Source organism: Micropruina sp. (assembly GCF_047606665.1).
GTDB lineage: Bacteria > Actinomycetota > Actinomycetes > Propionibacteriales > Propionibacteriaceae > Micropruina.
Map to the genome: position 1 here is coordinate 37,537 of NZ_JASGEF010000001.1, position 12,764 is coordinate 50,300.

12 protein-coding genes are annotated in these 12,764 nt (G+C 69.2%); 6 read left to right on the plus strand and 6 right to left on the minus strand.

The features are described 5' to 3' along the window. Positions 1–18 precede the first annotated feature (18 nt). On the plus strand, positions 19–342 hold the full coding sequence (locus QM619_RS00210) for a DUF86 domain-containing protein (protein WP_415103116.1): 324 nt from the start codon (positions 19–21) through the stop codon (positions 340–342). Further along, positions 339–1,271, plus strand: a complete 933-nt coding sequence (locus QM619_RS00215) for an intradiol ring-cleavage dioxygenase (protein ID WP_415103117.1) — start codon at positions 339–341, stop codon at positions 1,269–1,271. Before QM619_RS00210 ends, QM619_RS00215 begins: the two co-directional genes overlap by 4 nt. 390 nt (positions 1,272–1,661) lie before the next feature. On the opposite strand, the gene QM619_RS00220 is transcribed toward QM619_RS00215, so the two are convergent. Next, on the minus strand, positions 1,662–2,558 hold the full coding sequence (locus tag QM619_RS00220) for a phosphatase PAP2 family protein (protein ID WP_415103118.1): 897 nt from the start codon (positions 2,556–2,558) through the stop codon (positions 1,662–1,664). 40 nt (positions 2,559–2,598) lie between these two features. On the opposite strand from QM619_RS00220, the gene QM619_RS00225 reads away from it, so the two are divergent. Then, complete coding sequence (locus QM619_RS00225; RefSeq protein WP_415103119.1) at positions 2,599–3,390, plus strand: maleylpyruvate isomerase family mycothiol-dependent enzyme; 792 nt, start codon at positions 2,599–2,601, stop codon at positions 3,388–3,390. A gap of 235 nt (positions 3,391–3,625) precedes the next feature. Here QM619_RS00225 and QM619_RS00230 read toward each other — a convergent pair whose 3' ends face one another. After that, entirely contained in the window at positions 3,626–6,259 is a 2,634-nt protein-coding gene (locus tag QM619_RS00230) for a hypothetical protein (RefSeq protein WP_415103120.1), read from the minus strand. Between the two features lie 85 nt (positions 6,260–6,344). Here QM619_RS00230 and QM619_RS00235 point away from each other — a divergent pair, with 85 nt between their 5' ends. Beyond that, positions 6,345–6,824 carry a YbaK/EbsC family protein gene (locus tag QM619_RS00235; RefSeq protein WP_415103121.1) on the plus strand — a complete coding sequence of 160 codons (480 nt, stop codon included), beginning with the start codon at positions 6,345–6,347 and terminating at the stop codon, positions 6,822–6,824. A 23-nt stretch (positions 6,825–6,847) separates the two neighbouring features. On the opposite strand, the gene QM619_RS00240 is transcribed toward QM619_RS00235, so the two are convergent. From QM619_RS00240 to QM619_RS00255, 4 genes are read right to left on the minus strand one after another with little or no spacing between them, the layout of a single operon-like run. Continuing rightward, positions 6,848–8,287, minus strand: coding sequence for a sensor histidine kinase (locus QM619_RS00240; RefSeq protein WP_415103122.1), 1,440 nt, complete (start codon positions 8,285–8,287; stop codon positions 6,848–6,850). Beyond that, positions 8,284–9,006, minus strand: coding sequence for a response regulator transcription factor (locus tag QM619_RS00245; protein ID WP_415103123.1), 723 nt, complete (start codon positions 9,004–9,006; stop codon positions 8,284–8,286). Before QM619_RS00245 ends, QM619_RS00240 begins: the two co-directional genes overlap by 4 nt. Next, complete coding sequence (locus QM619_RS00250) at positions 9,003–9,689, minus strand: M15 family metallopeptidase (RefSeq protein ID WP_415103124.1); 687 nt, start codon at positions 9,687–9,689, stop codon at positions 9,003–9,005. The genes QM619_RS00245 and QM619_RS00250 overlap by 4 nt, the downstream gene beginning before the upstream one ends. Positions 9,690–9,747: 58 nt before the next feature. Then, complete coding sequence (locus tag QM619_RS00255) at positions 9,748–10,308, minus strand: hypothetical protein (RefSeq protein WP_415103125.1); 561 nt, start codon at positions 10,306–10,308, stop codon at positions 9,748–9,750. Between the two features lie 29 nt (positions 10,309–10,337). Here QM619_RS00255 and QM619_RS00260 point away from each other — a divergent pair, with 29 nt between their 5' ends. After that, positions 10,338–10,937, plus strand: coding sequence for a TetR/AcrR family transcriptional regulator (locus QM619_RS00260; protein ID WP_415103126.1), 600 nt, complete (start codon positions 10,338–10,340; stop codon positions 10,935–10,937). A gap of 354 nt (positions 10,938–11,291) precedes the next feature. After that, positions 11,292–12,635: a DUF222 domain-containing protein gene (locus tag QM619_RS00265; protein ID WP_415103127.1), complete on the plus strand. Its 1,344-nt coding sequence runs from the start codon at positions 11,292–11,294 to the stop codon at positions 12,633–12,635. Positions 12,636–12,764: the final 129 nt, after the last annotated feature.

Genomic DNA, 12,764 nt, shown 5'->3' on the forward strand with positions numbered 1-12,764 from the left:
ATTCTCCTGCTCGGTGAGATGATCGACGCCGCTGAGCAGGCCCAGCAACTGGCCACGGGCCACGACGTTGAGGCCATCCAAGCCGATCGGCAGCGCCGTGATGCGCTGCTGTGGAACTTTACTGTGCTGGGCGAGGCCGCTGCCCAGCTCTCCGACGAGTTCAAGGCGGAGCATCCCGGCGTGAAATGGGGACGGCCCAGCCAACTGCGCAACAGAATCGTGCACGGCTATTGGTGGCGCCGCCCACAGCAAGCTCACAGAAAGAGCACAGCTGGCGTCCGGTTGGCCGCGGGATTATCGTCTGGACAGCTTCTACCCGTCCAGATTGGAGCAGCGCGATGACCAATCACCGCACCGACCCGCCCAGCTATGAAGGGCGTCCGCTCGCCCGTCCCGAGGAGGAGCTGGTCGACCAGGGCCTCCAGTTCGACATCGGCACGCTCCTCAGCCGGCGCGGCATGTTCGGCATTGCCGGTGCCGGCGCTCTCGGGCTGACCCTCGCCGCGTGCAGCACGGGTGCGTCTGCAAGCTCGAGTTCCAGCACGACGGCGTCCGGGACGGCGTCGGCGACCGCGACCGCGACCAGCTCCACCGGGCTCACCGAGATTCCGGACGAGACCAACGGTCCCTACCCGGCCGACGGCACCAACGGCCCGGACATTCTGGAAGAGAGCGGGGTGGTCCGCTCCGACATCACCAGCAGCTTCGGCACCAGCACCACCAAGGCCGAGGGCGTGCCGATGACGTTGACCTTGACGATCCTCGACATGGCGGGCGGTGGCGGGGCATTCGCCGGTGTCGCCGTCTACGCCTGGCACTGCAACGCGAGCGGCAACTACTCGATGTACTCCGAAGGGCTGGAGAACGAGAACTACCTGCGGGGTGTGCAGATCGCCGATTCCGCCGGCAAAGTCACCTTCACCAGCATCTACCCGGCCTGCTATTCCGGACGCTGGCCGCACGTCCACTTCGAGGTGTATCCGGACGAGGCGAGCATCACCGACGCAGACAAGCGGATCTGCACCTCGCAGCTGGCCTTCCCGAAGGACGCCTGCGACGCGGTCTACGCCACCTCCCTCTACTCGGCTTCGGTGGCCAACTTCGCCGCGGTCAGCCTGACCACCGACAACGTCTTCGGCGACGATGGTGGCGCACACCAGATGGGCACCGTGACCGGCAGCGTCGCCGACGGCTACCAGGTGGCTCTCACGGTCCCGATCGACACCACCACGACGCCGACCGGCGGGAGTACGCCGGGGCCGGGACGCTGACCGGCGGGTCTGTGGGACGGACACGTGTTGCCGCCGCACTCGTGCCGGCCTGCGCACGGGATGGCGAAGGCTGATTGGTGCGCGGATTTGGCGCACGTCTGTGAATACTTCTCGACACGCTCGACCAACGGCGGCTGATGTCATCCCGGCCAATGCCGAGATCTCTGCGGTGGGGGCGCGAATGACGCAGACCCTGAGACAAGCCCGGCATGAAGAGGGGTCTCGGCAAGGGCGACCTGCGGTGGCCGTCCAGGTTTCAGCAGAGCGGACCAACGGTCGCCGTCGGGATTGCCAGCTCTGCCAACGAACGCCGCAAGCGCTGCTGGATTCAGGCTCAGTTCGAAGGCTGTTGCCTGAGCGGCGTGGTCTCGGCCATCCTGATCCTGAGTCTCACCCTTCCCGAGCCCGTGGGAGCGGACGGGTGGCGTCCAGCAGCCGCAGCAGGGCGCCCATGCCGCCGGCGCATACGCCGATCAGCGCGGAGACACCGCCGGCGTAGGCGATCAGCCCGGTCATCCGGTCGGCGGTGTTCGGGTCGCCGTCCCAGACGATGTAGCCGGCGGCGATCGCCAGGGTGACGCCGCAGATGCCCAAAGCCACCAGCAGTACGGACGCGGCGCCAGGGTCGTGCCGGACGTCGCGGAGGCGTCCGTGATGCTCGGTCAGTCGAATCGCGGCCACCGCCAGATAGCCCCAGGCGCAGGAGACCAGGATCGCCGCCAATACGTCCGAGGGTCGATGCCACTGATTGACCAGGGTCGCCAGGCCGTAGGCGCAGACCGCCAGGGTGCCCACCACCGCGGTCAGCGACCGCAGCGCGGGGGGCACCACCAGGAGCAGACCGACCAGTGCCGCCGCGGCGACAGTGGTGTGACCGGACGGCAATGTGTTCGTGCTGTTCCAGCCGCCGAGGTCGAGCAGATCGTCGCGTTCCAAGACGCGGTACTTGAGTACCTGAGTGGTGACATTGGCACCGCCGACAGCGGCCGCGGCGGCGACGCCGGCCACCCAGCGTCCGCGCACGATCCCGATCACCAGCACCATAAGCAGGATCGCCGCCACCATCGGCACCGACACCGTGGACAGCAGTTGGTCGGCCTGCGCGTCGATCCGCCAAGCGCCGATGTGCGAGCCCTGCATCGCCAGTGCTTCCAGCACCTGGCCGCGGTAGCGGGTGACGAACGCCCACCAGATCAGCACCACCAGAACCGCGGTCAGGGTGGCAGCCGCCAAGGGTGAGCCAACGCCAGGGAGCTCGCGGGCCTGGGGTGGCGGGGGTTGGGTCACGGACCAATGCTCTCAGGCCCGGACAAGTATGGTTGGGAAGATGTTCGATCACACGCGGGTGATCCGCACCGAGACCGAGCGTTTCGCCGAGGCGATCCTCGCCGCCGATCCGACGGCTACCGTTCCGAGTTGTCCAGCCTGGACGACTGCCGACCTGCTCTGGCACCTGACCGAGGTGCACGGGTTCTGGGCACGGGTCCTGGCCTCCGGCGCGCAAAGCGACCAGGACGCCGAAGCAATCCAGGAAGAGAAGCCGGAGCGACCCGACGATCCGGTCGCCGGCGTCGCACTGCTCAACACCGAGACCGACGCCCTGTTGGCGCAGCTGGACAAGAGAGTCGATGAGCAGCCGGCCTGGACGTGGTTCACCACCGACCAGACCGTCGGCTTCACCCGCCGGATGCAGGTGCACGAGGCGGTGATGCACCGGATCGACGCCGAACTCGTCGCCGGCCGGACGCCGACCCCCATCGACCCCGAGGTGGCCGCCGACGGCGTGCTGCACGCGGTCGACGTGATGTTCGCCTGGTGGGGCACGCAGCCGGGTTTCGAGTTCGTGCCCTCCGATCATGTGGTCGCGCTGACCCCCAGTGACGCGGAACCCACCGTGCTGGTCCGCCCCGGACGCTGGCGTGGCGTCGGTCAGTCCGGCAAGAGCTACGACGAGCCCGGCATGCTGCGGATCACCGACCTGCCGCCCACCGCGGGATTCGCCGGTACTTCCGAGGAACTCGACCGTTGGCTGTGGGGGCGCGGCCCCGAACCCGAAGCGGACGGCGACCAGGCTGCCCTGGACGCCGTCCGGTCCCTGCAGGCGGTGGGCATCCAGTAGCGCAGCGGACTTATCGCTGGTTGAGCTTGTCGAAACCAAGGCGTCCGGGGTCTCGACAAGCTGGACCAACGGGTTCCCCAGTCGCGCGGCCCATTCCCCGGCACGCCCTCGTGATCCCGTGCGTGCCACGGGACGACGACGTGGTGTCCAGGTGAGGGGATATCCGGGCTTTCCATAGGATGACGAAAACACCTAGCCGCGGCACGCGCTGGGGCGGCGGCGGCCTAGTCGAGGCCTAGTCGCGGGGCACTTGGCGCAACTCCGCGAACGGACGCGGCGCGCCCTTGCGCAACACCGCCGGTTGGGTGGTGCTGTGCCGGGCCGGGGCCAGCAAGCCGGCCAGTTCGTCGAAGAACTCGGACGCCTCCGGCCGGTACCAGTCGGCGGCCGGGTCGGCGGCGTCCGGCGGTGCGACCGGCGGGTTCGGGTCGGCCTGGCCGGCCAGATGGTCGCGGAGGGCGTCCAGCGCAGCCCACGGCCGTCCGCCGCCCGACTCGGGGATCAACGTGGTGTAGCTCTGTTCCCGCAACGACACCCGCAGCCGGGCGGAGAAGCCGGCCAGGCTCTCGGCGGCCACCCGCAACCGCAGCCACTGCTGGCGTTGCCATTGCGCGTCGCTGGCGAACCGTCGCCGCAGCCGGATGCCGGCGACCACCCCGCGCACCGCGAGCGAGGCGATGTCGCTCCTTGTCATGAACAGGTTGTTGCCGCCTTCGTAGCCGCGCTGCCGGACCACCGCGATCCTGGCCTGGAAGGCGGGCATCCACAGCTGGGCGGTGTCGCGCCACTGCAGTCCGGTGCCGATCACCGCGCCGATGAAGCCGCTCATCGCCCGCGCGAGAGGTCGGCCGAGTTCCTTGGCGGCGCCGGTATCGCCGAGCAGGTAGACGTCCTGATGTCCGGCGCCGGCCGGGTAGCTGCCCAGGTCGATGCCGACCGTCGGCCACAGCGGCAGCGGCGAGTCGAACAGGTGGATCGGGAAATTCGAGGTGACGCCGCCGTCGGTGAGCCACAGCTCCTGTGCGATCTGGGCGGCGGCACCGTCGGCACCCGGCCAGCGCAGTTCGGTGTCGCCGCGCGCCAACCGGGCACCGTACTCGGTGCGGACCGGTGCCGACCCTTCGCGCAACTCGTACAGCCGGACGGCCTGGAACAGTGCCGGCAGGGCGAGCGAGGCGCGGGTGGCGAACACCACCGGCAGGTCCCACGGCTGCGGGAACGGGTGGAGGACGACGTCGGCGCCGGTGGCCAGCGACCGGACCCGCAATGGCATGGTGCCGGCGGTCATCGCGGTCACCACCCGCTCGGGCAGCAGTCCGGCGAGGTCGCGAGGGTCGAACCAGAGCTGGTCCTGCGCCGACTCGGCCGGCGGCAGCGGGAACCGGTACGGTGCCCGCCGGATCAGCTCGGTGCTCATCAACTCGAGGTTGATCGACCGCAGCCGCGGGTTGTTGGCGGCCTGGCGGGCGCTGCCGTCCGGGTCGCCGGGGACATAGTCGCCGCCGGCCCACAGATGGCCGAAGCGCAGCACCGCAGCGGAGTCGAGGCCGCTCAGGTCGGCCATCGCGGTGGTCAGCCAGTCGGTCAGGTTCGCTCGCACGGTGGTCTCGGGGAGAATGCCGGCGGCGCGGTCGAACAGCTGGATCAGTTGCGCCAGCCGGCCCCGCCAGGTGTTGTCATCGGTGGCTGCGCCGGAGCCGCCGATCAGCCCGTAGCGATGGTCTTTCGCGGTGGTCGAGAACATGCCGATGCCGATGCCGAAGCCGATCAGCACCAGCGCCATCTCGGCCACCAGGAACACCAGGGTCATCAGCAGCCCGCGAGGACCCAGGGCGTACAGCGTGAAGCCCAGCCAGGCCACGGCGTCCGCCGCGACTATCGCCAGCGTCCGCATCCAAGGACGAGGCTCGACCGGCGGCGGCGCGATCGGGATCGGCTCCTCGAAGCCGCACAGCGGCGCTGCCGGCTTCCGCTTCGGCCGGGTCAACCACAGCGCCACCAGGGGAATCACCCAGCCGAAGGCCAGCCAGAGCAGCAACACCGACCACCAGTAGTTGTCGACGCTCAACCAGTCGCCGCCCCACCGCCACCCGCCCGCCGCCGACAATCCGAGCGGCGCCAGGACGAACGGCACCAGGGTCAACGCCAGCGCCTTGACGTCGAGGCTGAACAACAACAGCAGGGCACCCCGCACGTACTGGTGCCGCATCGCCGTGGCCAGCACCCGGAACAGCGGCAGGCCGCCCAAGGTGGGTTTGAACAGCTGCACCAGCCGGAATTCGTCCTCGGTCTGCGGCCGGTCGCGCTGGGTCAGCCACGAGATCACGTCGGCCAGGCCGGCGAAGCCCTGCCGCAGCCGGCCCTGGGCGACCTGTTCGGCGTCCCTGCTGTCGTCGCGGACGGCACCGGACGCCCGCCGCGTCCGGCCGAGCTCGGCGGCCGCGGCCAACGAGGCGGCGATGGCGCCGGCGGACGCGCCGCCGAGATTGCGGAACCGGAAGTGCCGGGCCAGCTCGCACAGCGCCAGCGGGTAGATGACACCGCTGGTGGTGCCGCCCTTCATCGTCACGTCGAGGCTGCGCCGGCAGTATTCCTGCTGCTCGGCGGTGAACGGTTCGGTGCCGCCGGCGGTGTCCAGAGCCACACCCGGCGAGTCGTGCAGCGCCGCGCCCGACAGGGCGTCGACGAGGTCGTAGGCGTCCGCCTGTTGCAGCGGCGGCTGCGGCTGCGGTTCGCTCCACAGCCAGCCCTCCGGCTCGTGAGCCTCGTAACCGGTGTAGTCGACCAGCTCATCGGGCCGGTCGTGATGGCCCTGGGTGAGCAGCCTGGACAGGACGTCGATCGCGAGGTCGTCGCGGGGAACGGGCATGGCTCCTCCTGCCGTCTGGGCGGACACGGTAAGGAGTCCGTGGCCACTGGATAAATACTGCCTCGCACAGGGCAGGATGGGGCCCATGACCTCCGAGCTTCCCGGTGGCGCCCAGCGAGTCGCCGACCGACTGGCCGAACTCGGCCACCCCCATGCCCCGACCATGCTGGCCGATTCGGCCCGCACCGCACAGGACGCCGCCGACGCGCTCGGCGTCGAACTCGGCCAGATCGTGAAGAGCATCATCTTCCGGCGCCGGGCCGACGACGCCGCCGTGCTGGTGATGACGTCCGGGGATCGGCGGGTGGACGAGACCAAGGTCGCGATGAAGGTCGGCGAGTTGGCGCGGGCGGACGCCGCCTTCGTGAAGGCCGCCACCGGCTTCTCGATCGGCGGGGTGTCGCCGGTGGCGCACGCCAACCCGAGCGTGGAGCTGATCGACACCGAACTGTTCCGGTTCGACGTGATCTGGGCCGCCGCGGGGCATCCGCATGCGGTCTTCCGGCTGACCCCGGACGACCTGATCCGGCTCACCGGCGCCCCGGTGGCCGACGTCACGGTCTGACCGGTTTCACCGCCTGACCCGACTCACCGCCTGACCGGATCGGCCGCGCTGACCGGTTGCGATGCAGCGGGCTGCGGGATCGGGAGTTCGACGGCGGCGGTGAAGCGGTTCTGGTCGACAGTGACGGTGAGCCGTCCACCCATCAGCTGGGTCAGCCGGTCGGCGATGAACAGGCCCAGCCCGCTGCCCTCGCCGGTGCGGGCGGCGTCCCCCCGGACGAATTGCGCGGTCAGTTCGCCGGGCGCGAGGGTCAGCGGCTCGACGGTCAGGTTGGCGATCCGCAGCCGCAGCCAGCGTGGCGAGCGATCCAGGTCGGCGTGCACGCAGCTGCCCGGCGCGGCGTATTTGGCGGCGTTGCCGACCAGGTTCTCCAACACCCGGCACAGATGTCCGCCGTCGGCCAGGACGAGGTCGGCGGCGGGCGGCGGCCCGACCCAGCTCAGCCGGCGGGCGGTCAGGGCGTCGTCGAAGTCGCCGGCCACCTGACTGAGGATCTCGGTGATGCCGATCGGCTGCAGCCGCACCGGCAGGTTGCCGGCGCTGGCGCGCGAGGCGTCCAACAGGTCGCCGATCAGGCCTTTCAGGCGGTCCGCTTTACGGGTCAGCACCCCGGTGTATTCGACCAGCCGCGGCTCGGGCAGATCGAGTTTGGCGATCAGGTCGACGTAGCTGACGATCGAGGTCAGTGGGGTGCGCAGGTCGTGGGTGAGGTTGGTGATCAGCTCGGCCCGGAACCGCTCCTCACGCAGCCGCGCCTCCACCGCGGCCTCTTTGGCCGCCGTGATCGACAGGATGCTGTGGCACAGCACCGCCACTGCGACCAGGGTGAGGCCGGCCAGGCCGACCTTGGTGCCCCATTCCCCGATCAGCCACCACGTCAGCGACAAGTCCCGGTAGGGCCCGGAGCGAACAGCGGCCTGGACGGCGGACTGGGCGCCGGCGACCAGCACGAAGGTCGCGATCGCCACCACGGCGAGCACGAAGATGCCGGCGAACTGATTCAGCGGCAGGGTGCGGAACACCTTGGGCCAGAAGATCGTCTCCGCCAGCGTGCCGGCCCGCAGCCGGATCACCATGGTCGCCCACAGGTACCAGCCGGACGCCGCCAGCACCGTCAGGCAGCACAGATGCCAGACCCAACGGTCCCGGCCGCTCTCGAAGAAGCCGGCGACCAGCGCCCAGATCGCCGCCACCCCGACCAGGGCGAAGAACCAGTCCAGCCGGTGAATCCAGTGCTGGGCCGTCCGCCGGGCGTCGACCAGGCAGGCCGCGGTGGCCAGCGCCGTCCCGGCCACGAACAGCGCGAGCCCCGCGGTGGAGTTCGGCAGGAACTGGGTGGACCCGAAGCGGATTCCGTAGTAGGTGAACGGCTCCACCCCTTGGTACAGCACCGCGATCAGGCCCACCGACGCGACGGCGAAGCCGGCGACGGCCATCCAGGACCAGCCGATCGTGCGTCTCATGACAGTGCGACCACCTTGTAGCCCAGACCGTGCACCACCCGCAGGTAGCGCGGACGGCTCGGATCGGCCTCGATCTTCTCGCGGATGTGCCGGACGTGGACCGCCACCGTGCGGCCCGGGTCGTAGGCGGGTTCCCGCCACACCGCCTCGTAGATCTGGGCCGAGGAGAACACCCGGTCCTGGTGGGCGATCAGGTGCCGCAGGATGCCGAACTCCAGCGCGGTCAGCGTCACCGGGGCACCGTTCACCTGGACCTCCTTGCGGTCGTCGTTGAGTTCCAGGCCGCCGGTGCGCCAGACCCGTTCGGTGCTGTCGGCGGGCAGCCCGCCCAGCCGGGTGTAGCGACGCAGCGCGGACCGGATCCGGGCGAACAGCTCGGCCGGCGAGAACGGTTTCACGATGTAGTCGTCGGCACCAGCGTGCAGGCCGAGGATCCGGTCGGACTCCTCACCCTTGGCCGACAGGAAGATGATCGGCACGTTCGACTCCTGGCGGATCCGGTCGGCGGCGCCGATGCCGTCCAGGCCGGGCATCATCACGTCCAACAGCACCAGATGGACGGTGTGTGAGCGCACCGTCTCGACGGCTTCGACACCGTCGGACGCCTCCAGGACGGTGTATCCCTCACCGCTCAGGTAGATCCGCAGCGCGCGGACGATGTCGGCGTCGTCGTCGCAAACCAGGATGGTGTGCCCGGTCTCCCGGCCGTCATCGTTCATGCCTGCCTCACGTATTCCTCCAGCACCAGACCTCGATCGTGACACGTCCGGGCCACCTCACGGCCGACATAGCGGTAGTGCCACGCCTCGTACGAGATTCCGGTCAGGTCTGCTTTGCCCGGCGGATAGCGCAGGACGAACCCGTACCGCCAGGCGTTGTCGGCCAGCCAGCGTCCGGCCCGGCTGTCGCCGAACTCGCCGTCGCCGACCCGGAGATCGGCGAGGTCGACAGCCAGCCCGGTCTGATGCTCGCTGCGTCCCGGACGCTGCACGTACGACTTGTCCTCGGCCTGCTGCCACAGTGCGCGCTGCTCGGCGGCGGTGCGGTAGCCGCTGGCGACGTACAGCTTGGTCAGGCCCGCTTTCGTGGCGGCGGCGAACAGTTTCCGCAGTGGTCCGGCGACCTCGGACGCCACCTTCACCGCCGAGCCGGAGACCGGAACGGTGCCGGCCAGCGTGACCAGCTTCGGTGGTCGATAGTCGTCCGGCAGCGGATGGTCGGCGTTGACCAGCAGCACCGTGGGACGGTCATTGTGGTTGCCGTCCTGGCCGCGGGCTTCGCCGGCCGGCGCCCACAGCCCGGCCAGCCAGGTCATCGCCAGGGCAGTCACGGCGAGGACGGTCAGGCAGGCCAGTGCCCTCACCTGCCGCACCCGGCGTGCGGCGCGAACTCCGATCGTCATGACGACGATGGTTCCGGCCGCGGATTAAGGCCCGGGCCGGAGGCTTCTTAAGGTTTGGCTAAGTGCCCCGGCAGCGGCGGGCCACGGCGGCGAGCATGTCTATCCGGATCAGCCCACTGAACGGCTCGATCAGCCGCCAGTAGCGGGCGAACTTCCGGTGCGCGGCCTGGTCGGTCGCCTCACACAGGGTCGTGGTGGTGAGCACCGTCCGGCCGTCGGCGAGCGGCTGCAGCAGGAACTCCATACCGAACTTCAGCCAGCCCGGTTCGTCGAACGCGCGCAGTTCCTCCAGCCCGGCGGGGTCGGGAGCCAACGTCGGCACCGGTCGCCACGGCTGACCGATCCGGACGCCGACCCAGCGCGCCTCGGGCTCCACCTGGACGGCGACCACCGGTCCCTCGCGCAACATTGAGCGGCGTCCGGTGCGGGGGTCGGCCAAGCCACGGACGACCAGCAGCGGTGCGGTCAGTCGCAGATCGCCCCAGCGCAAGGCGAGCAGGGCATCCCAGACCCGGGCCGGCGAGGCGTCGATCACTCGGTCGTGCCGTTCGCGGAAGGACGCGCCGGGCAGCCCTTCGGCCAGCGTTCTGAGTTTTAGAGGCTGCGTTCTAGATTCCATGCTCACAAATGTGCCCTACCATCGGTGCCGTGGCAAGACCCGCGAAGTTCAGCGACGACGACGTCCTCGACGCAGCCCGTGCCGCGGTGGCCTCGCACGGCAAGGCGGCGTCGATCGCGCAGATCGCGGCGGCCCTCGGTGCGCCGGTCGGATCGATCTACCACCGGTTCCCATCGCGGGAACACCTGATGGCCAGGCTGTGGCTGCGCTCGATCGAGGAGTTCCACGTCGGCCTGCTGGAGGCGTCCGAAGCGGACGACGCCCGCGACGCCCTGCTGCAATCGGCGCTGCACGTCTCCCGGTTCTGCCGAAAGGAGCCTGCGACCGCGCTGGCGCTGACCCTCTACCGGCAGCCGGAACTGCTGGCTGCGGCGCCGTCCGGACTGGCCGACCACGTCCGCCAGATCAACGACACCGCCGATGCCGCTCTGGCGGCGTGCCTGCGCCGGGGCTGGGGCCGACTGACCCCGCGCCGCACCCGGCTGGGCATGATCGCGTCGCGGCAACTGCCGTACGGCCTGGTCCGGCCGTACGTCGGAGGTGCCGTCCCGGACTGGCTGGACGAGGTGATCGAAGCCGCGGTGCTGGGGGTGATCGGCCTACTGGACGCCGATGCCGGCAGCCGCTGAAGCCATTTGGTGGTCGAGCTTGTTGTGGACCGCTGGGGACGGTTCTTTTCGGTCCACTCAACACAGTTCGGCTCGCCGTCGAGCGACGGCCTCCCGGCACCCAGGTCTCGACAAGCTGGACCACCGGTGGCAAAGCGGAACGAAAAGAACCGTCCCCTCGTACCATCGGCGTTCAGAGCCTGTCATCCCGGTGAATGCCGGGATCTCCCAACGGCACACCTGAACGGCTCGGCCTGCTTGAGGTGTTGTCCCAGTGTTGTCCGAAACAGCGAGGGTGTTGTCCGTTGAAAACGAGTCCGTCGGGCAGGCTTGCTGGTGCGAAAAGTGTCAGAGCCACCGTTTAGCGTAGTTGTCATGAACAGCACGGCGGGCACGGTGACGGCAGCGGAGTTCGCTACTGCTGTGACCGGTCTGCTCAACCACATCGATCTGGACGATGTGACGCTGCTGCCGGATCGGAAACAAGTCGACCTGGTGACGGACCTGCTGCAGATCCAGTCGCGAGTCGCGGGGGTGATCCACACCGTGCTGGGTGCGGTTGATCGGGCCGAGGCCGCGATGACCGCGCACGGTGTGCCGACCGTGTCGTGGTTGGCGGGTGAGTTGCGTTACACCCGCACACAAGCCTCCGGGATGCTGCATCAGGCCAAGGATCTGTATCGGTTCAGCCAGATCGGTAGGGCGCTGATCGAGGGACGGATCCATGACCGGCAAGCGGCTGCTGTGACGCAGGTGTTGCGGAAGCTGCCCACCGATCTCGGGGTTCAGGCTGAAGCCGAGGCGCAGACGACGATGATTGGGTTCTGTGACACCTTCGACAGCCAGCACCTCGCCGGCTTGTCCCGGCACTTGTTGGAGGTGGTGGCGCCCGAGATCGCCGAAGAGACCGAAGCGGAACGGATCGCCCGCGACCTGCGCGACGCCCGCCGGGATCGGCATCTCACCTTCTCCGACAACGGTTGTGGCTCCACCCTGATCAAAGGCTCCCTACCGACAGCGGATGCTGCCCTACTGAAGGCACAGATCGAGGCGATCGCGCAGCAGATGCACCGCACCGCGCTGGAACTGCACGATCCGGGGGTGGAGCAGCCGTCCTGGCCGCAACGCCGCGCTGACGCCCTGGTCGAGCTCGCTCGCCGCACCGCGGTGCAGCAGGCCGCACCCAAACACGGCGGTGACCGACCCCACGTGGTGGTCACCATCAACTACCACGATCTCCTCGCTGATTGCCATGGCGCGGGGCTCGTTGACGGCACCGGTCTCACCCCCGGCCAGCTGCGGCAGTTCGCCTGCGACGCCGGCATCCTGCCCGTCATCCTGGGCGGCGCATCCGAGCCGCTGGACGTCGGACGCGAAGAACGCTTGGTGACCCCAGCGATCCGGCACGCCCTCCACGTTCGTGACCAAGGCTGCATCTTCCCCGGCTGCATCTTCCCCGGCTGCAACCGCCCAGCCGCTGATTGTGACGCCCACCACATCATCCCCTGGGCCGACGAAGGGCCGACAGCACTGCACAACCTGTGCTTGGTGTGCAAACACCACCACAATCTGCTCGAACCCGACAAGAAACGAGCCCCCGAACTGCAATGGGAGATCAGAATCGCCACCGACGGTATTCCCGAGATCATCCCACCACGCTACGTCGACAAACACCGACAACCCCGAAGACACCAACGATTCCGACAACCCACCGGATGAATAGTCCCTGTCATCGTCGTTGCGCAGATAGCGAGTGCTGCGGGTCCGGGGTTCAGGCCGGTGCCGACGATATGCGTGCCCGGGCAGAGAGCGAGGGGGGCGAGGGGAGTGAGTGCGGATGGCACCGAC

Bases quoted from the DNA above. Each gene is read 5' to 3' on its own strand.
- QM619_RS00210 (WP_415103116.1), top strand. From the start codon at position 19: ATGATCGACGCCGCTGAGCAGGCCCAGCAACTGGCCACGGGCCACGAC.
- QM619_RS00230 (WP_415103120.1), bottom strand. From the start codon at position 6,259: ATGCCCGTTCCCCGCGACGACCTCGCGATCGACGTCCTGTCCAGGCTG.
- QM619_RS00245 (WP_415103123.1), bottom strand. From the start codon at position 9,006: ATGAACGATGACGGCCGGGAGACCGGGCACACCATCCTGGTTTGCGAC.
- QM619_RS00215 (WP_415103117.1), top strand. From the start codon at position 339: ATGACCAATCACCGCACCGACCCGCCCAGCTATGAAGGGCGTCCGCTC.
- QM619_RS00255 (WP_415103125.1), bottom strand. From the start codon at position 10,308: ATGGAATCTAGAACGCAGCCTCTAAAACTCAGAACGCTGGCCGAAGGG.
- QM619_RS00265 (WP_415103127.1), top strand. From the start codon at position 11,292: ATGAACAGCACGGCGGGCACGGTGACGGCAGCGGAGTTCGCTACTGCT.
- QM619_RS00250 (WP_415103124.1), bottom strand. From the start codon at position 9,689: ATGACGATCGGAGTTCGCGCCGCACGCCGGGTGCGGCAGGTGAGGGCA.
- QM619_RS00225 (WP_415103119.1), top strand. From the start codon at position 2,599: ATGTTCGATCACACGCGGGTGATCCGCACCGAGACCGAGCGTTTCGCC.
- QM619_RS00235 (WP_415103121.1), top strand. From the start codon at position 6,345: ATGACCTCCGAGCTTCCCGGTGGCGCCCAGCGAGTCGCCGACCGACTG.
- QM619_RS00240 (WP_415103122.1), bottom strand. From the start codon at position 8,287: ATGAGACGCACGATCGGCTGGTCCTGGATGGCCGTCGCCGGCTTCGCC.